This window comes from Pseudomonas sp. TZ252 (assembly GCF_056110345.1).
In genome coordinates, this window is sequence record NZ_CM148566.1 from 3,187,067 (window position 1) to 3,211,634 (window position 24,568).

The 24,568-nt window shown below is 59.2% G+C and carries 18 protein-coding genes, 6 tRNA genes and 3 rRNA genes; 25 read left to right on the forward strand and 2 right to left on the reverse strand.

Translation table 11 applies throughout. The annotated features are described in order from the left end of the window. Window positions 1-240: 240 nt before the first annotated feature. From argC to erpA, 4 genes are all read left to right on the forward strand, one after another. Window positions 241-1,275 carry an N-acetyl-gamma-glutamyl-phosphate reductase gene (gene argC, locus ACYAF3_RS14745; RefSeq protein WP_003085247.1) on the forward strand — a complete coding sequence of 345 codons (1,035 nt, stop codon included), beginning with the start codon at window positions 241-243 and terminating at the stop codon, window positions 1,273-1,275. Beyond that, window positions 1,275-1,994, forward strand: a complete 720-nt coding sequence (locus tag ACYAF3_RS14750) for a DUF6776 family protein (RefSeq protein ID WP_003085249.1) — start codon at window positions 1,275-1,277, stop codon at window positions 1,992-1,994. Before argC ends, ACYAF3_RS14750 begins: the two co-directional genes overlap by 1 nt. Beyond that, complete coding sequence (locus tag ACYAF3_RS14755; RefSeq protein ID WP_003120826.1) at window positions 1,995-2,417, forward strand: bactofilin family protein; 423 nt, start codon at window positions 1,995-1,997, stop codon at window positions 2,415-2,417. 77 nt (window positions 2,418-2,494) lie between these two features. Then, window positions 2,495-2,845 carry an iron-sulfur cluster insertion protein ErpA gene (gene erpA / locus ACYAF3_RS14760; protein WP_003085254.1) on the forward strand — a complete coding sequence of 117 codons (351 nt, stop codon included), beginning with the start codon at window positions 2,495-2,497 and terminating at the stop codon, window positions 2,843-2,845. Window positions 2,846-2,898: 53 nt separating this feature from the next. Here the strand turns inward: erpA and ACYAF3_RS14765 are convergent, their stop codons facing one another. Both ACYAF3_RS14765 and ACYAF3_RS14770 read right to left on the reverse strand, forming a co-directional pair. Beyond that, window positions 2,899-3,990 (reverse strand): anhydro-N-acetylmuramic acid kinase, encoded by a 1,092-nt coding sequence (locus ACYAF3_RS14765; protein WP_016252941.1) that lies wholly within the window; start codon window positions 3,988-3,990, stop codon window positions 2,899-2,901. A 2-nt stretch (window positions 3,991-3,992) separates the two neighbouring features. Beyond that, window positions 3,993-5,432 carry a peptidoglycan DD-metalloendopeptidase family protein gene (locus ACYAF3_RS14770; protein WP_025986835.1) on the reverse strand — a complete coding sequence of 480 codons (1,440 nt, stop codon included), beginning with the start codon at window positions 5,430-5,432 and terminating at the stop codon, window positions 3,993-3,995. 188 nt (window positions 5,433-5,620) lie between these two features. Here ACYAF3_RS14770 and tyrS point away from each other — a divergent pair, with 188 nt between their 5' ends. The 21 genes from tyrS to rpoB all read left to right on the forward strand — a co-directional run bounded on the left by tyrS (window position 5,621) and on the right by rpoB (window position 24,550). Continuing rightward, entirely contained in the window at window positions 5,621-6,820 is a 1,200-nt protein-coding gene (gene tyrS / locus ACYAF3_RS14775) for a tyrosine--tRNA ligase (protein WP_003101660.1), read from the forward strand. 539 nt (window positions 6,821-7,359) lie between these two features. Next, window positions 7,360-8,895 (forward strand): 16S ribosomal RNA (locus ACYAF3_RS14780). Between the two features lie 64 nt (window positions 8,896-8,959). Then, a tRNA-Ile gene (locus tag ACYAF3_RS14785) sits at window positions 8,960-9,036 on the forward strand. Between the two features lie 28 nt (window positions 9,037-9,064). After that, window positions 9,065-9,140: transfer RNA gene (locus tag ACYAF3_RS14790), tRNA-Ala, on the forward strand. A gap of 226 nt (window positions 9,141-9,366) precedes the next feature. After that, window positions 9,367-12,257, forward strand: a 23S ribosomal RNA gene (locus tag ACYAF3_RS14795). Between the two features lie 144 nt (window positions 12,258-12,401). Next, window positions 12,402-12,517, forward strand: a 5S ribosomal RNA gene (gene rrf, locus ACYAF3_RS14800). Together the 16S, 23S and 5S rRNA genes with 2 tRNA genes alongside form the textbook arrangement of a ribosomal RNA operon. A gap of 161 nt (window positions 12,518-12,678) precedes the next feature. Continuing rightward, entirely contained in the window at window positions 12,679-13,617 is a 939-nt protein-coding gene (gene birA, locus ACYAF3_RS14805) for a bifunctional biotin--[acetyl-CoA-carboxylase] ligase/biotin operon repressor BirA (RefSeq protein WP_003117986.1), read from the forward strand. Beyond that, complete coding sequence (locus ACYAF3_RS14810; RefSeq protein WP_010793479.1) at window positions 13,614-14,360, forward strand: pantothenate kinase; 747 nt, start codon at window positions 13,614-13,616, stop codon at window positions 14,358-14,360. Before birA ends, ACYAF3_RS14810 begins: the two co-directional genes overlap by 4 nt. Window positions 14,361-14,368: 8 nt before the next feature. Next, window positions 14,369-15,073: an SPOR domain-containing protein gene (locus ACYAF3_RS14815; RefSeq protein ID WP_003121858.1), complete on the forward strand. Its 705-nt coding sequence runs from the start codon at window positions 14,369-14,371 to the stop codon at window positions 15,071-15,073. A 147-nt stretch (window positions 15,074-15,220) separates the two neighbouring features. Further along, window positions 15,221-15,305, forward strand: a tRNA-Tyr gene (locus ACYAF3_RS14820). 26 nt (window positions 15,306-15,331) lie between these two features. Then, a tRNA-Gly gene (locus ACYAF3_RS14825) sits at window positions 15,332-15,405 on the forward strand. A 19-nt stretch (window positions 15,406-15,424) separates the two neighbouring features. After that, window positions 15,425-15,500: transfer RNA gene (locus tag ACYAF3_RS14830), tRNA-Thr, on the forward strand. Between the two features lie 84 nt (window positions 15,501-15,584). Beyond that, the gene (gene tuf / locus ACYAF3_RS14835) at window positions 15,585-16,778 is read left to right on the forward strand and encodes an elongation factor Tu (RefSeq protein WP_003115146.1); all 1,194 of its coding nucleotides are present in this window, start codon (window positions 15,585-15,587) and stop codon (window positions 16,776-16,778) included. A 55-nt stretch (window positions 16,779-16,833) separates the two neighbouring features. Further along, window positions 16,834-16,909, forward strand: a tRNA-Trp gene (locus tag ACYAF3_RS14840). Window positions 16,910-16,954: 45 nt separating this feature from the next. Beyond that, complete coding sequence (gene secE / locus ACYAF3_RS14845) at window positions 16,955-17,323, forward strand: preprotein translocase subunit SecE (RefSeq protein ID WP_003108030.1); 369 nt, start codon at window positions 16,955-16,957, stop codon at window positions 17,321-17,323. 9 nt (window positions 17,324-17,332) lie between these two features. Next, complete coding sequence (gene nusG / locus ACYAF3_RS14850; RefSeq protein ID WP_003108028.1) at window positions 17,333-17,866, forward strand: transcription termination/antitermination protein NusG; 534 nt, start codon at window positions 17,333-17,335, stop codon at window positions 17,864-17,866. Window positions 17,867-17,982: 116 nt separating this feature from the next. After that, window positions 17,983-18,414 carry a 50S ribosomal protein L11 gene (rplK, locus tag ACYAF3_RS14855; RefSeq protein ID WP_003093751.1) on the forward strand — a complete coding sequence of 144 codons (432 nt, stop codon included), beginning with the start codon at window positions 17,983-17,985 and terminating at the stop codon, window positions 18,412-18,414. Further along, window positions 18,414-19,109: a 50S ribosomal protein L1 gene (rplA, locus tag ACYAF3_RS14860; protein ID WP_003093749.1), complete on the forward strand. Its 696-nt coding sequence runs from the start codon at window positions 18,414-18,416 to the stop codon at window positions 19,107-19,109. Before rplK ends, rplA begins: the two co-directional genes overlap by 1 nt. A gap of 198 nt (window positions 19,110-19,307) precedes the next feature. Then, window positions 19,308-19,808: a 50S ribosomal protein L10 gene (rplJ, locus tag ACYAF3_RS14865; protein ID WP_003093748.1), complete on the forward strand. Its 501-nt coding sequence runs from the start codon at window positions 19,308-19,310 to the stop codon at window positions 19,806-19,808. Between the two features lie 78 nt (window positions 19,809-19,886). Then, complete coding sequence (gene rplL, locus ACYAF3_RS14870) at window positions 19,887-20,255, forward strand: 50S ribosomal protein L7/L12 (RefSeq protein ID WP_003093747.1); 369 nt, start codon at window positions 19,887-19,889, stop codon at window positions 20,253-20,255. 221 nt (window positions 20,256-20,476) lie between these two features. Next, window positions 20,477-24,550: a DNA-directed RNA polymerase subunit beta gene (gene rpoB / locus ACYAF3_RS14875; RefSeq protein WP_003093746.1), complete on the forward strand. Its 4,074-nt coding sequence runs from the start codon at window positions 20,477-20,479 to the stop codon at window positions 24,548-24,550. Window positions 24,551-24,568 lie beyond the last annotated feature (18 nt).

Here is a 24,568-nt window from a genome sequence, read left to right on the forward strand (position 1 = left end):
CGCGTCACCCTGGCGGCTTGCCGCTGTCTGATTTGCCGGCAGATATGGCCGCATAACAGGTAGGAACATTCGGATAGGGCCTCGCAGCAATTTCTGCCCGACGACCCCGGGGGCTAGACTGCCGACCGAAGGGCCGAACCGGTCGCAAAGCCGGACGCCCAGCGCTGTTCATGCCGGCGCTCGGCTCTTATCATTGGCCTCTTTTGGCTAGCTTGCCTCAGCGCGCGGAGTGATGGACAGATGATCAAGGTCGGCATCGTTGGCGGTACGGGTTATACGGGCGTGGAACTGCTGCGCCTGCTGGCGCAGCATCCGCAGGCCCGGGTGGAAGTGATCACTTCACGTTCCGAGGCGGGGGTGAAGGTCGCCGACATGTACCCGAACCTGCGAGGTCATTATGATGACCTGCAGTTCAGCGTGCCGGACGCGCAGCGCCTCGGCGCCTGCGACGTGGTGTTCTTCGCCACGCCGCACGGCGTGGCGCACGCGCTGGCTGGCGAACTGCTGGACGCGGGGACCCGGGTCATCGATCTGTCCGCTGACTTCCGCCTGGCGGACGCCGAGGAGTGGGCGCGCTGGTACGGACAGCCGCATGGCGCTCCGGCGCTGCTCGACGAGGCTGTCTACGGCCTGCCGGAAGTGAACCGCGAGAAGATCCGCCAAGCCCGCCTGATCGCCGTGCCGGGTTGCTACCCGACCGCGACCCAGCTGGGCCTGATCCCGCTGCTGGAGGCCGGCCTGGCCGACGCCTCGCGGCTGATCGCCGATTGCAAGTCCGGGGTCAGCGGCGCCGGTCGGGGCGCCAAGGTTGGCTCGCTGTTCTGCGAGGCGGGCGAAAGCATGATGGCCTACGCGGTCAAAGGGCATCGGCATCTCCCGGAAATCAGCCAGGGCCTGCGTCGGGCCTCCGGCGGCGAGGTCGGGTTGACGTTCGTACCGCACCTGACGCCAATGATCCGCGGTATCCATGCAACCCTTTATGCCCATGTCGCGGATCGCTCGGTCGACCTCCAGGCGTTGTTCGAGAAGCGCTACGCCGACGAACCCTTCGTCGACGTGATGCCGGCCGGCAGCCATCCGGAGACCCGCAGCGTGCGTGGCGCCAATGTCTGCCGAATCGCCGTGCATCGCCCCCAGGGCGGCGACCTGGTGGTGGTGCTGTCGGTGATCGACAACCTGGTCAAGGGCGCCTCGGGTCAGGCGCTCCAGAACATGAACATCCTGTTCGGGCTGGACGAGCGCCTGGGCCTCTCGCATGCGGCCCTGCTCCCCTGATGTCCGGCTGGGAACTCCAGTTCCGTGATCCACGGCGGGCCTGGCTGGTCCGCCTCGGGGTGGGTGCGCTGCTGCTGGCGGTTCCGCTGGCGTTTCTCGGCGGTCGCTGGTCGACCGGGGCGGACGCCGCTCGCAGCGAGGCCGATGCGCAACGCCAGGAAACCCTGATCGGCGAGCAGAAGGCCGAGCTGGAGCGCCTGCGTACCGAAATCGAGGTGTTGCGCAGCGGAGAACGTCTCAGCCAGCAGGCCACCGAACAGAGCCGGCAGACCATCAAGCTGCTTGAGGACCAGGTGTTCAAGCAGCAACAGGACATCGCGTTCTACAAGGGGGTCGTCGCGCCGGCCAGCAAGGCGGATGCGCTGGAAATCCGTGCCTTTGAGGTGCAGGGCACGGACGACCCGCAGCGCTTCCGCTATAAGGTGATGCTCAGCCGCCTGGGCAGGGACGACCGCAAGCTGGATGGGCGGCTGAAAGTCCGCATCAGCGGCAAGCTGGCGCGCAAGGACGCTACCTACGACCTCGAACAGCTCTCGCCGGAACTGGGCAAGACAGGGCTGTCGATTTCCCTCCGGCATTTCCAGTCGATCCCAGAAGGGGGGCGTTTCGCCGAGCTGGAGCTGCCGAAGAACTTCATCCCGAAGCTGATCGACGTACGTGCGGAGCTGAATGGCCAGTCCAAACCGCTACAGCGCCGTTTCGATTGGCCGAAGCAGTGAGTGAGCATTATGTGGAGCAAGAACAAAGGCCGGGCCGACGTCCAGCGTTTCACCGGGCAGACTAGCCTGATCGCCAGCGGCGCCGAACTGGTCGGTGACATGAACCTCAAGGGCGCGGTGCAGATCGACGGCACCGTCCGCGGAGCGTTGCAGGCGCACGAAGGGCTGGTGCGGGTCAGCGCCGGCGGTCGAGTCGATGGCGAAATCCGGGCCCCCCATGTGATCATCGACGGTCAGGTGGATGGCGACATCCATGCCATCGAACGCCTGGAGCTGGGGGCCCAGGCCCGGGTGAAGGGCAATCTTCACTATGGGCTGATCGAAACCGCCATGGGGGCCCAGATCGAGGGCCGCCTGTGCCCGATGACCGAGGCCAGTCCGCGCCCGCTGGAACTGCCTGCCAGCGTGGAAACTGTGGATTAGTTGACCATTTTTCTGGGACAAGAGGATAATGGGCGTAATGTTGTAACGCACGGCCTCAAGCCGGGAGATTCGGAAACATGAGCATCGAGACCTTCACCCCTACGCCCCTGCTCTTTACCCCAGGCGCAGCCAACAAGGTGAAGACGTTGATTGACGAAGAGGGCAATCCTCGCCTGAAACTGCGTGTATTCGTCACCGGCGGCGGTTGCTCGGGCTTCCAGTATGGCTTCACCTTCGACGAAGATATCGCCGATGACGATACCGTGATCGAGCGCGATGGCGTGGGCCTGGTGGTGGACCCGATGAGCTTCCAGTACCTGGCGGGCTCGGAAGTCGACTACCAGGAAGGCCTGGAAGGTTCGAGGTTCGTCATCAAGAACCCGAACGCCGCCACGACTTGCGGTTGCGGACAGTCGTTCTCGATCTGACGTCGATGGGGTCGCTACGAAAACGCCGCGCATATAAGCGCGGCGTTTTCGTTTCAGGCGGGATACAGCGCGCCCAGAGTCCTGGGACCGAGCGCACCGGTCACATCAGGGCAGTTGCCGGGCAGGCGCTCGAGAAACCGATGGGCTAGCCAGGCGAATGCCATGCCCTCCATCCAGGCAGGGGGAATGCCGTATTCGTCGGTACTGGCCACCCGAGCTTCGGGCATCAGCATGGCCAGGCGCTTCATCAGCGCCGTATTGAAGGCGCCGCCGCCGCATACCAGCACCTCTTCGCAGTCCGGCTGGGCGTCCAGCAGCGATTCGCTGATGCTGCGCGCGCTCAGCTCCAGCAGGGTTGCCTGGATATCCGCTGCCGGCAAGGCAGGGTGACGAGCCAGGTGCTCCTGCAGCCAGGGCAGGTTGAAGCGCTCGCGCCCGGTGCTCTTGGGGCCACGCGCGGCGAAGAATTCATCCGCCAGCAGGCTTGCCAGCAGTGCGTGGTTCATCTGGCCGCTGGCGGCCCACGCACCGTCCCGGTCGAAATGTTCGCCGCGCTGGTGATGAATCCAGGCGTCCATCAGCACGTTGCCCGGGCCGCAGTCGAAGCCGCGTACCGGCTTTCCGGGACTGAGCAGCGAAACGTTGCTGAAGCCACCGATGTTCAGGACCGCCCTGGAGGCGTCATCATCGCCAAACAGCGCCTGATGGAAGGCCGGTACCAGCGGGGCGCCCTGGCCGCCGGCTGCGACGTCGCGGCGGCGGAAGTCGGCGACGACATCGATGCCGGTCAGCTCCGCCAGCAGGGCGGGGTTGCCGATCTGCACCGTGAAGTGGCGAGCGGGTTCATGCCGGATGGTTTGACCGTGACTGCCGATGGCACGGACTTCGTCGGGGCTCATCTGCTGCTGGAGCAGCAGTTCGCGCACGCCCTGTGCTGCAAGGGCGACCCAGCGTTGCTCGACTTCGGCGGCGCGGGCGATTTCATCGGGACCGGGGACGCACAGGGCGAGGATGTCTTCGCGCAGCCCGGCCGGCATGGGTAGGTAATGGGAAGCGAGCAAGGTGGTGCGATCACCTTGCTCGATCAGGACGATGTCCATGCCGTCCAGGCTGGTTCCGGACATCAACCCCAGGTAGCGCGGCACGATCAGCGCTGCTTGTTCAGGGCCAGGAGGGTTTTCTTCTCCTGATCCATGCGCGCGATCATCGGCTGGGTCTGCGCCATGAAGCGCTTGCGATCTGCGCCACCGAGCGGGTCCGCCATGGGCAGCTTGGCACTCAGCGGATCGACGTGACGGCCATTGATCTGGAACTCGTAGTGCAGGTGCGGGCCGGTGGCCAGGCCCGTCATGCCTACGTAACCGATGATCTGGCCCTGCTTCACGCTGGTACCGGCGCGGATACCCTTGGCGAAGCGGCTCATGTGTCCGTAGATGGTCCGATAGCGCTGGCCGTGCTGGATCACCACGGCGTTGCCGTAGCCCCCCTTGCGTCCGGCTTCGAGGATCTTGCCGTCTCCGGTGGCCTTGATCGGTGTGCCGATGGGGGCAGCGTAGTCGACGCCCTTGTGCGCGCGGATCTTGTTCAGGATCGGGTGGCGGCGGCCCAGGGAGAAGCGCGAGCTGATGCGGGCGAAATCCACCGGCGTACGGATGAATGCCTTGCGCATGCTGGAGCCGTCGGCGCGGTAGTAGCTGGTATTGCCCTGCTTGTTGGTGTAACGCACGGCGGTGTAGGTCTTGCCGCGGTTGACGAAGCGGGCGGCGAGGATATTGCCGGTCGCCACTTGCTTGCCGTTGACCTTGTGCTGTTCGTAGATCACGTCGAACTCGTCGCCCTCACGCAGATCGAGGGCGAAGTCGATGTCGTAGCCGAAGATATTCGACAGCGACGTGATCAGGTTATAGGGCAGGCCGGCGTTACGACCGGCAACGAACAGCGAGCTGGTGATGCGGCCATGGGCATAGGCGGTATGCAGGTCTATCTGGGCCTTCTCGCGTTTGAAGGAGTAGCCCTTGTCGGTCTTGTCCAGGCCGATGGTCTCGAGTTCGCTCTGCTTGACTCGCAGCGCCTGCAGCTCTCCTTTGGGGTCGAGCTTGAGCTTGACCTCCTGGCCGACCTTCAGATGGGTGAAGCGCTTGGCATCCTTGCTGCTGGTCAGCATGTCGTGCATGGCCGAGGTGGAAAGGCCTGCCTTGGTGAATACGGTCGACAGCGTATCGCCACTGGCGACGGTGATGGTCTTCCACTCGGGATCGACGGGCTTGGTGTCGGCATCGGCTACAGATGCGCCCGGCTTGTCCGAGTCTTGCTCGGCGGTGTTGTCGTCGGAGGCGCCTTCTACCTGAGCGAAAGGCGTGCCTTCGTCGCTGGAATTGGTGACCGATTGCGGCAGGAGGTCGTCTTTCTCCTGAAGGAGGCGATCGGTGTTGCTTTCAAGCTCCAGATTGAGCGTGGTCCTCTTGGCCTCGACTTCGCTCGAGGGGAACACCAGTAGTGCCAAACTGAGGAGCGCTGCAACACCGCTGGCGGCCAACAAGTGGCTTTTCGGGTAATACGGCGGCGCTTTCTGATCGGATTGCGTCATGGCGTGATTGGTGTTTTTGGATTGTGAATAAATAACTGCCTAAAATATAACCAAAATCTCCTTGAATCAAGCCAAAAGTCGCGTCTGGCCTGGCTCCGTCCCCCTGACGGTCGGCAAAATTTGTTTTTAGTCTGCGATCTTGTATGGTTGGTTCCCTTTCGATTTTGGCAATTGGGCAGAACCTGTAAATGAAGTCGGTTGAAGAGCAACTGGCGCTGATCCAGCGCGGTGCAGACGAGATCCTGGTAGAGGCGGAACTGGTGGCCAAGCTGAAGCGTGGCCAGCCCTTGCGGATCAAGGCCGGCTTCGACCCGACCGCTCCCGATCTGCATCTTGGCCATACCGTGCTTATTAATAAGCTGCGCCAGTTCCAGGACCTGGGGCATCAGGTGATCTTCCTCATCGGCGACTTCACTGGGATGATTGGTGACCCCAGTGGGAAAAGTGTTACCCGTCCTCCCCTGACGCGCGAGCAGGTTCTGGAGAATGCGGAGACGTACAAGTCCCAGGTCTTCAAGATCCTCGACCCGGCCAAGACCGAAGTAGCCTTCAATTCCACCTGGATGGACCAATTGACCCCGGCTGACTTCATTCGTCTTGCCTCTCAGTACACCGTTGCGCGGATGCTGGAGCGTGATGACTTTAGCAAGCGCTATGCCAGCAATCAGCCCATCGCTATCCATGAGTTCCTCTATCCGCTGGTCCAGGGCTATGACTCCGTCGCGCTGAAGGCGGACGTCGAGTTGGGTGGCACCGACCAGAAGTTCAACCTGCTGATGGGGCGCGAGCTGCAGCGTGCCTATGGCCAGGAGGCCCAGGTGATCCTGACCATGCCGTTGCTGGAAGGGCTGGATGGCGTGAAGAAGATGTCCAAGTCGCTGGGCAACTATATTGGTATCCAGGAAGCGCCGGGTGTCATGTACAGCAAGCTGGTCTCCATTCCTGACACGCTGATGTGGCGTTACTTCGAACTGCTCAGCTTCCGTTCCTTGGATGAGATCGATAGCTTCCGCAAGGACGTCGAGGCGGGCGCCAACCCGCGTGACATCAAGATCAAGCTGGCCGAGGAGATCGTCGCCCGCTTCCATGGCGAGGAGGCGGCGGCGAGCGCACACAAGTCGGCCGGCAATCGCCTGAAGGATGGCGAGCTGCCGGAAGACCTGCCGGAGATCGAGCTGTCGTCCCCCGAGGATATGCCCGTTGCCTCTGTTCTCAATAAGGCGGGGTTGGTGAAGAATGCGGCTGCGGCTCGCGATCTCCTGGGTGCCGGCAGCGTCAAGGTGGATGGGCAGGTCGTCGACCGCACCTTCATGCTGGCGCTGGGTGAGACCCGTGTGTTCCAGGCAGGGAAGAAGGCTTTCGCGCGCATCACGCTGAAGGCTGAATAATTCTTTCAAATAAGTGTTGACGCCAGTTTCTATCTCCCTATAATGCGCACCACTCCCGGCGACGACGAAGAGTAAATGCTTGTAAATCAAGGATTTATGGATTCTCTCCCAGGGGTGGTGAAGCGCTTAGGCAGGTTGTTCGCCGCAGCGGTTCGGTCCCGAAAGGGGCTCGAAACGAAGCTTCGCCGAGGTGCTTGACAGCGAATTTGAACGCTGTAGAATGCGCCTCCCGCTGATCGGAAGATGGTTTGAAGGTCGGCGCAAGCGGTTGAGTAGAAAAGAAAATTTTCGAAAATAACGCTTGACGGAACGAGAGGTTGCTGTAGAATGCGCGGCCTCGGTTGAGACGAAAGCCTTGACCAACTGCTCTTTAACAAGTCGAATCAAGCAATTCGTGTGGGTGCTTGTGATGTAAGACTGGTGATCGCAAGATTATCAGCAACGCAAGTAACACTCGTGAATTCGAGAGTTTTATCTCTTTTTAAGAGAATGCGATTGCTGAGCCAAGTTTAGGGTTTTCTCAAAACCCAAGCAGTATTGAACTGAAGAGTTTGATCATGGCTCAGATTGAACGCTGGCGGCAGGCCTAACACATGCAAGTCGAGCGGATGAAGGGAGCTTGCTCCTGGATTCAGCGGCGGACGGGTGAGTAATGCCTAGGAATCTGCCTGGTAGTGGGGGATAACGTCCGGAAACGGGCGCTAATACCGCATACGTCCTGAGGGAGAAAGTGGGGGATCTTCGGACCTCACGCTATCAGATGAGCCTAGGTCGGATTAGCTAGTTGGTGGGGTAAAGGCCTACCAAGGCGACGATCCGTAACTGGTCTGAGAGGATGATCAGTCACACTGGAACTGAGACACGGTCCAGACTCCTACGGGAGGCAGCAGTGGGGAATATTGGACAATGGGCGAAAGCCTGATCCAGCCATGCCGCGTGTGTGAAGAAGGTCTTCGGATTGTAAAGCACTTTAAGTTGGGAGGAAGGGCAGTAAGTTAATACCTTGCTGTTTTGACGTTACCAACAGAATAAGCACCGGCTAACTTCGTGCCAGCAGCCGCGGTAATACGAAGGGTGCAAGCGTTAATCGGAATTACTGGGCGTAAAGCGCGCGTAGGTGGTTCAGCAAGTTGGATGTGAAATCCCCGGGCTCAACCTGGGAACTGCATCCAAAACTACTGAGCTAGAGTACGGTAGAGGGTGGTGGAATTTCCTGTGTAGCGGTGAAATGCGTAGATATAGGAAGGAACACCAGTGGCGAAGGCGACCACCTGGACTGATACTGACACTGAGGTGCGAAAGCGTGGGGAGCAAACAGGATTAGATACCCTGGTAGTCCACGCCGTAAACGATGTCGACTAGCCGTTGGGATCCTTGAGATCTTAGTGGCGCAGCTAACGCGATAAGTCGACCGCCTGGGGAGTACGGCCGCAAGGTTAAAACTCAAATGAATTGACGGGGGCCCGCACAAGCGGTGGAGCATGTGGTTTAATTCGAAGCAACGCGAAGAACCTTACCTGGCCTTGACATGCTGAGAACTTTCCAGAGATGGATTGGTGCCTTCGGGAACTCAGACACAGGTGCTGCATGGCTGTCGTCAGCTCGTGTCGTGAGATGTTGGGTTAAGTCCCGTAACGAGCGCAACCCTTGTCCTTAGTTACCAGCACCTCGGGTGGGCACTCTAAGGAGACTGCCGGTGACAAACCGGAGGAAGGTGGGGATGACGTCAAGTCATCATGGCCCTTACGGCCAGGGCTACACACGTGCTACAATGGTCGGTACAAAGGGTTGCCAAGCCGCGAGGTGGAGCTAATCCCATAAAACCGATCGTAGTCCGGATCGCAGTCTGCAACTCGACTGCGTGAAGTCGGAATCGCTAGTAATCGTGAATCAGAATGTCACGGTGAATACGTTCCCGGGCCTTGTACACACCGCCCGTCACACCATGGGAGTGGGTTGCTCCAGAAGTAGCTAGTCTAACCGCAAGGGGGACGGTTACCACGGAGTGATTCATGACTGGGGTGAAGTCGTAACAAGGTAGCCGTAGGGGAACCTGCGGCTGGATCACCTCCTTAATCGAAGATCTCAGCTTCTTCATAAGCTCCCACACGAATTGCTTGATTCACTGGTTAGACGATTGGGTCTGTAGCTCAGTTGGTTAGAGCGCACCCCTGATAAGGGTGAGGTCGGCAGTTCGAATCTGCCCAGACCCACCAATTGTTGGTGTGCTGCGTGATCCGATACGGGGCCATAGCTCAGCTGGGAGAGCGCCTGCTTTGCACGCAGGAGGTCAGGAGTTCGATCCTCCTTGGCTCCACCATCTAAAACAATCGTCGAAAGCTCAGAAATGAATGTTCGTGAATGAACATTGATTTCTGGTCTTTGCACCAGAACTGTTCTTTAAAAATTCGGGTATGTGATAGAAGTAAGACTGAATGATCTCTTTCACTGGTGATCATTCAAGTCAAGGTAAAATTTGCGAGTTCAAGCGCGAATTTTCGGCGAATGTCGTCTTCACAGTATAACCAGATTGCTTGGGGTTATATGGTCAAGTGAAGAAGCGCATACGGTGGATGCCTTGGCAGTCAGAGGCGATGAAAGACGTGGTAGCCTGCGAAAAGCTTCGGGGAGTCGGCAAACAGACTTTGATCCGGAGATCTCTGAATGGGGGAACCCACCTAGGATAACCTAGGTATCTTGTACTGAATCCATAGGTGCAAGAGGCGAACCAGGGGAACTGAAACATCTAAGTACCCTGAGGAAAAGAAATCAACCGAGATTCCCTTAGTAGTGGCGAGCGAACGGGGATTAGCCCTTAAGCTTCATTGATTTTAGCGGAACGCTCTGGAAAGTGCGGCCATAGTGGGTGATAGCCCCGTACGCGAAAGGATCTTTGAAGTGAAATCGAGTAGGACGGAGCACGAGAAACTTTGTCTGAACATGGGGGGACCATCCTCCAAGGCTAAATACTACTGACTGACCGATAGTGAACCAGTACCGTGAGGGAAAGGCGAAAAGAACCCCGGAGAGGGGAGTGAAATAGAACCTGAAACCGTATGCGTACAAGCAGTGGGAGCCTACTTGTTAGGTGACTGCGTACCTTTTGTATAATGGGTCAGCGACTTATATTCAGTGGCAAGCTTAACCGTATAGGGTAGGCGTAGCGAAAGCGAGTCTTAATAGGGCGTTTAGTCGCTGGGTATAGACCCGAAACCGGGCGATCTATCCATGAGCAGGTTGAAGGTTAGGTAACACTGACTGGAGGACCGAACCCACTCCCGTTGAAAAGGTAGGGGATGACTTGTGGATCGGAGTGAAAGGCTAATCAAGCTCGGAGATAGCTGGTTCTCCTCGAAAGCTATTTAGGTAGCGCCTCATGTATCACTCTGGGGGGTAGAGCACTGTTTCGGCTAGGGGGTCATCCCGACTTACCAAACCGATGCAAACTCCGAATACCCAGAAGTGCCGAGCATGGGAGACACACGGCGGGTGCTAACGTCCGTCGTGAAAAGGGAAACAACCCAGACCGCCAGCTAAGGTCCCAAAGTTGTGGTTAAGTGGTAAACGATGTGGGAAGGCTTAGACAGCTAGGAGGTTGGCTTAGAAGCAGCCATCCTTTAAAGAAAGCGTAATAGCTCACTAGTCGAGTCGGCCTGCGCGGAAGATGTAACGGGGCTCAAACCACACACCGAAGCTGCGGGTGTCACGTAAGTGACGCGGTAGAGGAGCGTTCTGTAAGCCTGTGAAGGTGAGTTGAGAAGCTTGCTGGAGGTATCAGAAGTGCGAATGCTGACATGAGTAACGACAATGGGTGTGAAAAACACCCACGCCGAAAGACCAAGGGTTCCTGCGCAACGTTAATCGACGCAGGGTTAGTCGGTTCCTAAGGCGAGGCTGAAAAGCGTAGTCGATGGGAAACAGGTTAATATTCCTGTACTTCTGGTTACTGCGATGGAGGGACGGAGAAGGCTAGGCCAGCTTGGCGTTGGTTGTCCAAGTTTAAGGTGGTAGGCTGAAATCTTAGGTAAATCCGGGGTTTCAAGGCCGAGAGCTGATGACGAGTCGTCTTTTAGATGACGAAGTGGTTGATGCCATGCTTCCAAGAAAAGCTTCTAAGCTTCAGGTAACCAGGAACCGTACCCCAAACCGACACAGGTGGTCGGGTAGAGAATACCAAGGCGCTTGAGAGAACTCGGGTGAAGGAACTAGGCAAAATGGCACCGTAACTTCGGGAGAAGGTGCGCCGGCTAGGGTGAAGGATTTACTCCGTAAGCTCTGGCTGGTCGAAGATACCAGGCCGCTGCGACTGTTTATTAAAAACACAGCACTCTGCAAACACGAAAGTGGACGTATAGGGTGTGACGCCTGCCCGGTGCCGGAAGGTTAATTGATGGGGTTAGCGCAAGCGAAGCTCTTGATCGAAGCCCCGGTAAACGGCGGCCGTAACTATAACGGTCCTAAGGTAGCGAAATTCCTTGTCGGGTAAGTTCCGACCTGCACGAATGGCGTAACGATGGCGGCGCTGTCTCCACCCGAGACTCAGTGAAATTGAAATCGCTGTGAAGATGCAGTGTATCCGCGGCTAGACGGAAAGACCCCGTGAACCTTTACTGTAGCTTTGCACTGGACTTTGAGCCTGCTTGTGTAGGATAGGTGGGAGGCTTTGAAGCGTGGACGCCAGTTCGCGTGGAGCCATCCTTGAAATACCACCCTGGCATGCTTGAGGTTCTAACTCTGGTCCGTGATCCGGATCGAGGACAGTGTATGGTGGGCAGTTTGACTGGGGCGGTCTCCTCCTAAAGAGTAACGGAGGAGTACGAAGGTGCGCTCAGACCGGTCGGAAATCGGTCGCAGAGTATAAAGGCAAAAGCGCGCTTGACTGCGAGACAGACACGTCGAGCAGGTACGAAAGTAGGTCTTAGTGATCCGGTGGTTCTGTATGGAAGGGCCATCGCTCAACGGATAAAAGGTACTCCGGGGATAACAGGCTGATACCGCCCAAGAGTTCATATCGACGGCGGTGTTTGGCACCTCGATGTCGGCTCATCACATCCTGGGGCTGAAGCCGGTCCCAAGGGTATGGCTGTTCGCCATTTAAAGTGGTACGCGAGCTGGGTTTAGAACGTCGTGAGACAGTTCGGTCCCTATCTGCCGTGGACGTTTGAGATTTGAGAGGGGCTGCTCCTAGTACGAGAGGACCGGAGTGGACGAACCTCTGGTGTTCCGGTTGTCACGCCAGTGGCATTGCCGGGTAGCTATGTTCGGAAAAGATAACCGCTGAAAGCATCTAAGCGGGAAACTTGCCTCAAGATGAGATCTCACTGGGAACTTGATTCCCCTGAAGGGCCGTCGAAGACTACGACGTTGATAGGCTGGGTGTGTAAGCGTTGTGAGGCGTTGAGCTAACCAGTACTAATTGCCCGTGAGGCTTGACCATATAACACCCAAACAATCTGATGATTGTGTGTTGTAAGGTGAAGTCGACGAACCGAAAGTTCGCATGAACCGCAAAACACCTTGAAATCACATACCTGAATCCGGATAGACGTAAGCCCAAGCGAACGGATATCCAACCGAATTGCTTGACGATCATAGAGCGTTGGAACCACCTGATCCCTTCCCGAACTCAGAAGTGAAACGACGCATCGCCGATGGTAGTGTGGGGTCTCCCCATGTGAGAGTAGGTCATCGTCAAGCTCCTATCCCAAAACCCCTGGTCAGCGATGACCAGGGGTTTTGCTTTTGCGCGCGGAAAAGTCTGCGAAAATCCGGGGAAAAGGCAGCTATACGGCAGGGCTTTTCGTAGGCAAAGCGCAAGTGCCTCTATATGATGCGTGCCTGGCTAGTGTGGGGCGTCTATGCAGACCTTGCTGAAACTACTTCAAGACGGGCGATTCCACTCCGGTGAGGAGTTGGGGGCAGTACTGGGCATCAGTCGCAGTGCAGTCTGGAAACGCTTGCAGCACCTGGAGGCTGAACATGGCCTGCAGTTCCACAAGGTGCGTGGCCGGGGTTACCGTCTGGCGAGTCCCCTCAGTCTCCTGGATCCGCGGAAGATCGACAGCCTCTGGCCTGTCGAGATCATGCCCACCGTCGATTCGACCAATAGCGAGGCCATGCGCAGGCTCGCGGCTGGAGCCTCGACGCCTTTCGTTATCGTCGCCGAGCAGCAGACTGCCGGGCGTGGACGTCGCGGCCGAGCCTGGGTCAGTCCCTATGGAGAGAACCTCTATTATTCTCTGGCCATTACTGTCAGGGGGGGCGCTCGGGAGCTCGAAGGGTTGAGCCTGGTTGTCGGTCTCGCGGTGCTCCGGGCCCTGGAGTCTTTGGGCGTCCGGGACGCCGGGTTGAAGTGGCCGAACGACCTTCTGCAGGGAGGCAAGAAGATCGCCGGAATTCTCCTGGAGCTGAGTGGCGACCCCGCGGATCTGTGTCATGTCGTTATCGGCATAGGGATCAACGTCAACATGAAGACCGCCACTGATATCGGCCAGCCTTGGACCTCCCTGCGCGAAGCGCTGGGGGAGCTGGTGGATCGTTCGCGGCTGCTTTCTGCTCTCAATCGGCAGTTGGCCGATTATCTCGATAGGCATTCGCGCGAAGGCTTTGCTGCAAGTCGCGAGGAGTGGGAGTCCTGCAATCTCTGGCAGGGTGCCCAGGTCATTCTCTCGACTGCTCTGAGTTCCATCGAGGGTCGTGTGCTGGGTGTCGATAGCCGAGGAGCGCTGCGTCTCGAGGTGGATGGCGTGGAGCAGGGGTTCAGTGGAGGGGAGCTTAGTTTGAGGTTGCGTCAATGATTCTTGAGCTCGACTGTGGAAACTCGCTGATCAAGTGGCGGGTCATCGAGGGGGCGGCGCGGTCGATCGCCGGTGGCCTTGCGGAGTCCGATGATGCCCTGGTCGAACAGTTAACGTCGCAGCAAGCGCTGCCAGTGCGAGCCTGTCGCCTGGTGAGCGTTCGCAGCGAGCAGGAAACCTCGCAACTGGTCGCACGGTTGGAGCAGCTGTTCCCGGTTTCGGCGCTGGTTGCATCATCCGGCAAGCAGTTGGCGGGTGTGCGCAACGGCTATCTCGATTACCAGCGCCTGGGGCTCGACCGCTGGCTGGCCCTCGTCGCGGCTCATCATCTGGCTAAGAAGGCCTGCCTGGTCATCGATCTGGGGACCGCGGTCACCTCTGACCTGGTCGCGGCGGATGGAGTGCATCTGGGGGGCTACATATGCCCGGGCATGACCCTGATGAGAAGCCAGTTGCGCACCCATACCCGACGTATCCGCTACGACGATGCAGAGGCCCGTCGGGCGCTTGCCAGTCTCCAGCCAGGGCAGGCCACGGCCGAGGCGGTTGAGCGGGGTTGTCTGCTCATGCTCAGGGGGTTCGTTCGTGAGCAGTACGCCATGGCGTGCGAGCTGCTCGGTCCGGATTGTGAAATATTCCTGACGGGTGGGGATGCCGAACTGGTTCGCGACGAACTGGCTGGCGCCCGGATCATGCCGGACCTGGTTTTCGTAGGGCTGGCACTGGCTTGCCCGATTGAGTGAGAGGATCTATGCGCTGGTTCTTCCTGTTTCTCCTGGCCCTGAACGTCTTCTACTACGTCTGGCACCAGCAGCAATCCCCGCTACGGGCCAAGGAAATCGCACCGCTGGAACTCTATAAGGATGGGCAGAAGAACATTCTGCTGCTGGCCGAGAGCAACCTTGCTTCCAGGGCGCGCTCGGGGTCGCAGGTGCCGGCGCCGAGTGTGCCTCCGGCTGCCGAAGAGTCGATCGCATCCGAGTCGGCCTGTCTCTATCTTGGCGGAGGCGGTGAGGAGGTGGATGCCCGAAGGTTGCAGCAGCGCCTGCTGGGCCTGGATATCGAGGCGGAGGTCGAGGCCCGTGGGGAGATGAGCGTCGATTACTGGGTCTATCTTCCTCCGCTAGCCTCGCGGGAGGCTGCGCTTCGTCAGTTGAAGGAGCTTCAGGCGCGCAATATCGACAGCTACCTGATTGGCGAGGGAGTGCTGGCCAATGGCATTTCTTTGGGGATGTTTTCCGCGCGGGATTCGGCTGAAAGTGCGCAGGTGCGTCTCAAGACGGCAGGTTACGAGGCGGAGCTGAAGGAGTTGCCCCGCGGGCAGCGTGATTTCTGGGTAAGGGTGGCTCCCGGCAGCCGGCGCCTGGTGGATGAGCAACTGCTCCAGGAGCTGGCTCGGGACTTCAAGGGATTGCAGCATCAAATAATGTCGTGCAAAGGTGTTGCATCCCCCTGATGGTTTGCATAGAATGGCGCCCGCTTCGCAGGGGGAAGGCTGAAAGACTCCTACCATGAAGTTGCTGTTGAAACCTAAGTTCAGGTTTTTTAAGAGAAAACTCTTGACAGCAAGGTGGCAGACGTAGAGAATGCCGCCCACCAGTTTGGAGGGATTCCCGAGTGGCCAAAGGGATCAGACTGTAAATCTGACGTCATAGACTTCGAAGGTTCGAATCCTTCTCCCTCCACCAGTTTAAAAGCGTGAGCTTCGGGCTCCGCGGGTATAGTTCAGTGGTAGAACCTCAGCCTTCCAAGCTGATGATGCGGGTTCGATTCCCGCTACCCGCTCCAGTCAAGTTGCTTGTGTTTCGCTCATGTAGCTCAGTTGGTAGAGCACACCCTTGGTAAGGGTGAGGTCAGCGGTTCAAATCCGCTCATGAGCTCCATTTATCCAGGGGCAGATATGAAAATATCTGCCCTTGTTCTAATGGTAGCGTGATCCGCTCAATTCCTTGAAGGGGATGGTCTCCATGGCTAAAGAAAAATTTGAACGGAACAAGCCGCACGTCAACGTCGGCACCATCGGTCACGTTGACCATGGCAAGACCACTCTGACCGCTGCACTGACCAAGGTCTGCTCCGACACCTGGGGTGGTTCCGCTCGTGCTTTCGATCAGATCGACAACGCGCCGGAAGAAAAGGCCCGCGGTATCACCATCAACACCTCGCACGTTGAATACGATTCCGCTGTTCGTCACTACGCCCACGTTGACTGCCCCGGTCACGCCGACTACGTGAAGAACATGATCACCGGTGCTGCCCAGATGGACGGCGCGATCCTGGTTTGCTCGGCTGCCGACGGCCCCATGCCGCAGACCCGCGAGCACATCCTGCTGTCCCGCCAGGTAGGCGTTCCCTACATCGTCGTGTTCCTGAACAAGGCCGACATGGTCGACGACGCCGAGCTGCTGGAACTGGTCGAGATGGAAGTTCGCGATCTGCTGAACACCTACGACTTCCCGGGCGACGACACTCCGATCATCATCGGTTCCGCGCTGATGGCGCTGGAAGGCAAGGATGACAACGGCATCGGCGTAAGCGCCGTGCAGAAGCTGGTAGAGACCCTGGACTCCTACATTCCGGAGCCGGTTCGTGCCATCGACCAGCCGTTCCTGATGCCGATCGAAGACGTGTTCTCGATCTCCGGCCGCGGTACCGTGGTAACCGGTCGTGTAGAGCGCGGCATCATCAAGGTCCAGGAAGAAGTGGAAATCGTCGGCATCAAGGCGACCACCAAGACCACCTGCACCGGCGTTGAAATGTTCCGCAAGCTGCTCGACGAAGGTCGTGCTGGTGAGAACGTTGGTATCCTGCTGCGCGGCACCAAGCGTGAAGACGTAGAGCGTGGCCAGGTTCTGGCCAAGCCGGGCACCATCAAGCCGCACACCAAGTTCGAGTGCGAAGTGTACGTGCTGTCCAAGGAAGAAGGTGGTCGTCACACCCCGTTCTTCAAGGGCTACCGTCCGCAGTTCTACTTCCGTACCACTGACGTGACCGGTAACTGCGAGCTGCCGGAAGGCGTAGAGATGGTAATGCCGGGCGACAACATCAAGATGGTTGTCACCCTGATCGCTCCGATCGCCATGGAAGATGGCCTGCGCTTCGCGATCCGCGAAGGCGGCCGTACCGTTGGCGCCGGCGTGGTTGCCAAGATCATCGAATAATATCGGTTGATCTTCCCCTCTCAGGCCGGCATAATGGTCGGCCTGATTTTGCTTCAGGCCAGTAGCTCAATTGGCAGAGCGGCGGTCTCCAAAACCGCAGGTTGGGGGTTCGATTCCCTCCTGGCCTGCCAGATTTCCCAAGTAAATCTGGCTTTTCTTCACGAGATTCCTAACAGATGAATGCCAAGGCAGAAGCCAAAGAATCACGTTTTGATCTCTTGAAATGGCTCTTGGTTGCCGTTCTGGTTGTGGTTGCCGTTGTGGGCAATCAGTACTTTTCGGCTCAACCAATCCTGTATCGCGTTCTCGGTATTCTCGTTCTGGCGGTGATCGCTGCCTTCCTGGCTCTGCAAACGGCCAAGGGGCAGGCCTTCTTTAGTCTTGCTAAGGAAGCGCGCGTCGAGATTCGCAAGGTCGTATGGCCGAGTCGTCAAGAAACAACTCAGACCACGCTGATCGTGGTCGCGGTAGTGCTGGTAATGGCGCTGCTGCTGTGGGGGCTCGATTCCCTGCTGGGTTGGTTGGTTTCCATGATTGTAGGTTAAGGGTGCGCCGTGGCTAAGCGTTGGTACGTTGTGCATGCATACTCGGGCTACGAGAAGCATGTCATGCGCTCGCTGATCGAGCGTGTCAAGCTTGCTGGCATGGAAGAAGAGTTCGGCGAGATTCTGGTTCCCACCGAAGAAGTGGTGGAGATGCGGAACGGCCAGAAGCGCAAGAGCGAGCGCAAATTCTTCCCTGGCTATGTGCTGGTTCAGATGGAAATGAACGAAGGTACCTGGCACCTGGTGAAGGATACCCCGCGTGTCATGGGCTTCATCGGCGGAACTGCCGACAAGCCGGCTCCGATCACCGATCGTGAGGCTGATGCAATCCTGCGTCGCGTGGCGGATAGCGGCGACAAGCCCAAGCCGAAGACCCTGTTCGAGCCGGGCGAGACCGTTCGTGTCATCGATGGTCCTTTCGCCGACTTCAATGGTGTCGTCGAAGAAGTTAACTACGAGAAGAGCCGGATCCAAGTGGCCGTGCTCATCTTTGGCCGCTCTACCCCGGTGGAGCTGGAGTTCAGTCAGGTCGAAAAGGTCTAGCTGAAAACGCATCCCTCACCCCGCAGTCCAAGGCTGCGGGGTTTTGTCGTCACTGGGATAAACGCGAAAGCAACCGGGGAGCCTTCAGGCGCTTGTACCCGAATTTGGAGTAGCAAATGGCTAAGAAAATCCAGGCTTATATCAAGCTGCAAGTAAAGGCCGGTCAGGCCAACCCGTCGCCGCCGGTCGGCCCTGCCCTGGGTCAGCACGGCGTGAACATCATGGAATTCTGCAAGGCGTTCAACGCCAAGACCCAAGGCCAAGAGCCGGGCCTGCCGACTCCTGTGATCATCACCGTTTACAGTGACCGTAGCTTCACCTTCGAAACCAAGAGCACCCCGGCTGCCGTCCTGCTGAAAAAAGCAGCTGGCATCACCAGCGGCTCCGCTCGTCCGAACTCCCAGAAAGTCGGCACCGTTACCCGTGCCCAGCTGGAAGAGATCGCCAAGACCAAGCAGGCTGACCTGACCGCTGCTGATCTGGACGCTGCTGTACGTACCATCGCTGGCTCCGCGCGCAGCATGGGCCTGAACGTGGAGGGTGTGTAATGGCTAAGCTGACCAAGCGCCAGAAGGCGATTGCCGAGAAAGTAGTTGCCGGCAAGCAGTACAGCTTCGAAGAGGCCGCCAAGCTGCTGGCCGAGCTGTCCACCATCAAGTTCAAGGAGTCCGTGGACGTTGCCGTGAACCTTGGCGTCGATCCGCGTAAATCCGACCAGGTCGTTCGTGGCGCCACCGTCCTGCCGAACGGCACCGGCAAGAGCGTCCGCGTTGCCGTCTTCACCCAGGGTCCGGCTGCCGAAGCCGCTCTGGCTGCCGGCGCCGACAAGGTGGGCATGGACGAACTGGCTGCCGAAATGAAAGGCGGCGACCTGAACTACGACGTCGTCATCGCTTCCCCGGATGCCATGCGTGTCGTCGGCCAGCTGGGCCAGATCCTCGGCCCGCGTGGTCTGATGCCGAACCCGAAAGTCGGCACCGTGACTCCGGACGTCGCTACCGCCGTGAAGAATGCCAAGGCTGGTCAGGTACGTTTCCGTACCGACAAGAACGGCATCATCCACAGCTCCGTCGGTAAGGTCGATTTCGAGCCGGCCAAGCTGCAGCAGAACGTTGAAGCGCTGCTGGCTGACCTGAAGCGCCTGAAGCCGTCCTCGTCGAAAGGCGTGTACGTCAAGCGCGTGACCCTGAGCACCACCATGGGTCCGGGCCTGCAGATCGACCTGGCTTCCCTGGAAGCCTAAGTGAAATCGTGCAGCGGGTTCTGCCCGCTGCACAGGTATTGGGGTCCCTGCCTGGCGGGGGCTATCCAAGACCGTAGGTGGCGCAAGCCTTAAACCACAAGCCTACGCAGATGGTGCTCCCGATTCGGTTACCGAATCAGACACCAAAACGACGTCCGGCCCCGGCTGGACGAAACGGTAACATCCAGGAGTAAACCCGTGGCAATTAAACTCGAAGACAAGAAGGCCATCGTCGCTGAAGTCAACGAGGCTGCCAAAGCTGCCCTGTCCGCTGTCGTGGCCGATGCCCGTGGCGTGACCGTAGGCGCCATGACCGGACTCCGTAAAGAGGCCCGCGAAGCTGGTGTGTACGTGAAAGTCGTACGTAACACCCTGCTCAAGCGCGCCGTTGAAGGCACCCAGTTCGACGTGCTCAACGACGTGTTCAAAGGCCCGACCCTGATCGCTTTCTCCAACGAACATCCGGGCGCTGCCGCTCGTATCTTCCGTGAGTTCGCCAAGGGTCAGGACAAGTTCGAGATCAAGGCGGCTGCCTTCGAGGGTCAGTTCCTCGCAGCCAATCAGATCGACGTACTGGCAAGCCTGCCGACCTACGACGAAGCCGTATCGCAGCTGATGAGCGTGATTCAGGGCGCTACCAGCAAGCTGGCTCGTACTCTGGCGGCCATTCGCGACCAGAAAGAAGCTGCTGCCGCCTAAGTCGGCTCGCAAGCGCTTTCAATCTTATTTGTTTAATACGATGGCCGCAGGCCGTCCCCCAATACAGGAATTAGAGTCATGGCTCTGACCAACGAAGACATCATCAACGCCGTATCCGAAATGTCCGTCATGCAAGTGGTCGAACTGATCAAGGCGATGGAAGAGAAGTTCGGCGTTACCGCTGCTGCCGCTACCGTTGCCGCTGCTGGCCCGGCTGCTGCCGCTGCCGAAGAGCAGACCGAGTTCACCATCGTCCTGGCCGAAGCTGGCGACAAGAAAGTGAACGTGATCAAGGTCGTTCGCGAACTGACCGGTCTGGGTCTGAAAGAAGCCAAGGCCGTCGTAGACGGCGCTCCGGGCGTGGTGAAGGAAGGCGCTTCGAAAGAAGAAGCCGAAGCCGCCAAGAAAGCCCTGGAAGAAGCAGGCGCCAAAGTCGAGCTCAAGTAAGCGACGACCTTGCGTCTACAGCCCGAGCGTCAAGCGAAAGGCTGATGGCTGGTGGCTTTTGCCACCGGCCTTTTTCCGTTCTGGGTGGACTCGCCTCGGGCGTTCCACCCAAGACGTGAAAGTGCCCCGAGTGGGCAATGCAGGCCAAGGGGTCTGCAAGATTTTCCGGCTGCTCCCGTCGGAGACGCCAAACAAGCAGGTGACCAAGCTGGGGAACGCTGATGGCTTACTCATACACTGAGAAAAAACGTATCCGCAAGGACTTTAGCAAGTTGCCGGACGTCATGGATGTGCCGTATTTGCTGGCCATCCAGCTGGATTCCTATCGCGAATTCCTGCAGGCTGGCGCAACCAAGGAGCAGTTCCGCGATATCGGTCTGCACGCGGCCTTCAAGTCCGTTTTCCCGATTATCAGCTATTCCGGCAATGCTGCCCTGGAATACGTCGGCTACCGTCTGGGTGAGCCGGCATTCGATGTCAAGGAGTGCGTGCTGCGCGGCGTGACCTTCGCCGTACCGCTGCGCGTGAAAGTTCGCCTGATCATCTTCGACCGCGAATCGTCGAACAAGGCGATCAAGGACATCAAGGAACAAGAAGTCTACATGGGGGAAATCCCCCTGATGACCGAGAACGGTACCTTCATCATCAACGGTACCGAGCGTGTCATCGTCTCCCAGCTGCACCGTTCCCCGGGCGTGTTCTTCGACCACGACCGTGGCAAGACCCACAGCTCCGGCAAGCTGCTGTACTCCGCGCGGATCATTCCTTACCGCGGTTCCTGGCTGGACTTCGAGTTCGATCCGAAGGACTGTGTGTTCGTCCGTATCGACCGTCGCCGCAAGCTGCCGGCATCGGTACTGCTGCGCGCGCTCGGCTACAGCACCGAAGAGATCCTCAACGCCTTCTACGCGACCAACGTCTTCCACATCAAGGGCGAAACCCTGAACCTGGAGCTGGTCCCGCAGCGCCTGCGCGGTGAAGTCGCGAGCATCGACATCAAGGATGGCAGCGGCAAGGTGATCGTGGAGCAGGGGCGTCGTATCACTGCCCGCCACATCAACCAGCTGGAAAAGGCTGGCGTGAGCCAGCTGGAAGTGCCGTTCGACTACCTGATCGGCCGTACCATCGCCAAGGCGATCGTGCATCCGGCTACCGGCGAGATCATCGCCGAGTGCAACACCGAGCTGACCCTCGACCTCCTGGCCAAGGTGGCCAAGGCCCAGGTCGTGCGCATCGAGACCCTGTACACCAACGACATCGACTGCGGTCCGTTCATCTCCGACACCCTGAAGATCGACAACACCAGCAACCAGCTGGAAGCCCTGGTCGAGATCTACCGGATGATGCGTCCGGGCGAGCCGCCGACCAAGGAAGCTGCCGAGACCCTGTTCGGCAACCTGTTCTTCAGCGCCGAGCGTTACGACCTGTCGGCCGTAGGCCGGATGAAGTTCAACCGCCGTATCGGTCGTACCGAGATCGAAGGTCCGGGCGTCCTGAGCAAGGAAGACATCATCGATGTGCTCAAGACCCTCGTCGACATCCGTAACGGCAAGGGCATCGTCGATGACATCGACCACCTGGGCAACCGTCGCGTCCGTTGCGTCGGCGAAATGGCCGAGAACCAGTTCCGCGTGGGCCTGGTGCGTGTCGAGCGCGCGGTCAAGGAACGCCTGTCCATGGCCGAAAGCGAAGGCCTGATGCCGCAGGACCTGATCAACGCCAAGCCGGTGGCTGCCGCGATCAAGGAGTTCTTCGGTTCGAGCCAGCTGTCGCAGTTCATGGACCAGAACAACCCGCTTTCCGAGATCACCCACAAGCGCCGCGTCTCCGCGCTCGGCCCGGGCGGTCTGACCCGTGAGCGTGCGGGCTTCGAGGTTCGTGACGTACACCCGACCCACTACGGCCGCGTGTGCCCGATCGAAACCCCTGAAGGTCCGAACATCGGTCTGATCAACTCCCTGGCGACCTACGCCCGCACCAACAAGTACGGCTTCCTCGAGAGCCCGTACCGCGTGGTCAAGGACAGCCTGGTAACCGACGAGATCGTGTTCCTGTCGGCGATCGAAGAAGCCGACCACGTCATCGCCCAGGCTTCGGCGACCCTCAACGAGAAGGGTCAACTGGTGGACGAGCTGGTGGCCGTGCGTCACCTGAACGAATTCACCGTGAAGGCGCCGGAAGACGTGACCCTGATGGACGTGTCGCCGAAGCAGGTCGTTTCCGTCGCTGCCTCGCTGATTCCGTTCCTCGAGCACGATGACGCCAACCGCGCACTCATGGGCTCGAACATGCAGCGTCAGGCCGTGCCGACCCTGCGTGCCGACAAGCCGCTGGTGGGTACCGGCATGGAGCGCAACGTGGCGCGCGACTCCGGCGTCTGCGTCGTGGCTCGCCGTGGCGGTGTGATCGACTCGGTCGATGCCAGCCGTGTCGTGGTTCGCGTGGCGGATGACGAAGTCGAGACCGGCGAAGCGGGTGTCGACATCTACAACCTGACCAAGTACACCCGTTCCAACCAGAACACCTGCATCAACCAGCGTCCGCTGGTGAGCAAGGGTGACGTGGTCGCGCGCGGCGACATCCTGGCCGACGGTCCGTCCACCGACATGGGCGAACTGGCCCTGGGCCAGAACATGCGCGTAGCGTTCATGCCCTGGAACGGCTTCAACTTCGAAGACTCCATCTGCCTGTCCGAGCGCGTGGTCCAGGAAGATCGTTTCACCACGATCCACATCCAGGAACTGACCTGCGTCGCTCGTGACACCAAGCTCGGCCCAGAGGAAATCACCGCGGACATCCCGAACGTGGGCGAGGCCGCGCTGAACAAGCTGGACGAAGCCGGTATCGTCTACGTCGGCGCCGAAGTGCAGGCCGGCGACATCCTGGTCGGCAAGGTCACTCCGAAAGGCGAGACCCAGTTGACTCCGGAAGAGAAGCTGCTGCGCGCGATCTTCGGTGAGAAGGCGTCCGACGTGAAGGACACCTCCCTGCGTGTGCCGACCGGCACCAAGGGTACCGTCATCGACGTTCAGGTCTTCACCCGCGACGGCGTCGAGCGCGATTCCCGCGCGCTGTCCATCGAGAAGATGCAACTCGACCAGATCCGCAAGGACCTGAACGAAGAGTTCCGCATCGTCGAAGGCGCGACCTTCGAGCGTCTGCGTGCCGCCCTGGTCGGTGCCAAGGCTGAAGGTGGCCCGGCGCTGAAGAAGGGCACGGAGATCACCGACGACTACCTCGACGGTCTCGAGCGCGGCCAGTGGTTCAAGCTGCGCATGGCCGACGACGCCCTGAACGAACAGCTGGAGAAGGCCCAGGCCTACATCAGCGATCGTCGCCAGCTCCTGGACGACAAGTTCGAGGACAAGAAGCGCAAGCTGCAGCAGGGCGACGACCTGGCTCCGGGCGTGCTGAAGATCGTCAAGGTCTACCTGGCGATCAAGCGTCGCATCCAGCCGGGCGACAAGATGGCCGGCCGTCACGGTAACAAGGGTGTGGTCTCGGTGATCATGCCGGTGGAAGACATGCCGCACGATGCCAACGGCACCCCGGTCGACATCGTCCTCAACCCGCTGGGCGTACCGTCGCGTATGAACGTCGGTCAGATCCTCGAAACCCACCTGGGCCTCGCGGCCAAGGGGCTGGGCGAGAAGATCAACCGCATGCTCGAAGAGCAGCGCAAGGTCGCCGAACTGCGTAAGTTCCTGCACGAGATCTACAACGAGATCGGCGGTCGCGAGGAAAACCTCGACGAGCTGGGCGACAACGAGATCCTCGCGCTGGCCAAGAACCTGCGCGGTGGCGTACCGATGGCGACCCCGGTGTTCGATGGCGCCAAGGAACGCGAGATCAAGGCCATGCTGAAGCTGGCCGACCTGCCGGAAAGCGGCCAGATGCGTCTGTTCGACGGCCGTACCGGCAACCAGTTCGAGCGTCCGACCACCGTCGGCTACATGTACATGCTCAAGCTGAACCACCTGGTGGACGACAAGATGCACGCCCGTTCCACCGGCTCGTACAGCCTGGTTACCCAGCAGCCGCTGGGTGGTAAGGCACAGTTCGGTGGTCAGCGCTTCGGTGAGATGGAGGTGTGGGCGCTGGAAGCCTATGGCGCGGCGTACACCCTGCAGGAAATGCTGACGGTCAAGTCGGACGACGTGAACGGCCGGACCAAGATGTACAAGAACATCGTGGACGGCGATCACCGCATGGAGGCCGGCATGCCCGAGTCCTTCAACGTTCTGATCAAAGAGATCCGTTCGCTCGGCATCGACATCGAACTGGAAACCGAATAACACGTGACGCTAGACGGT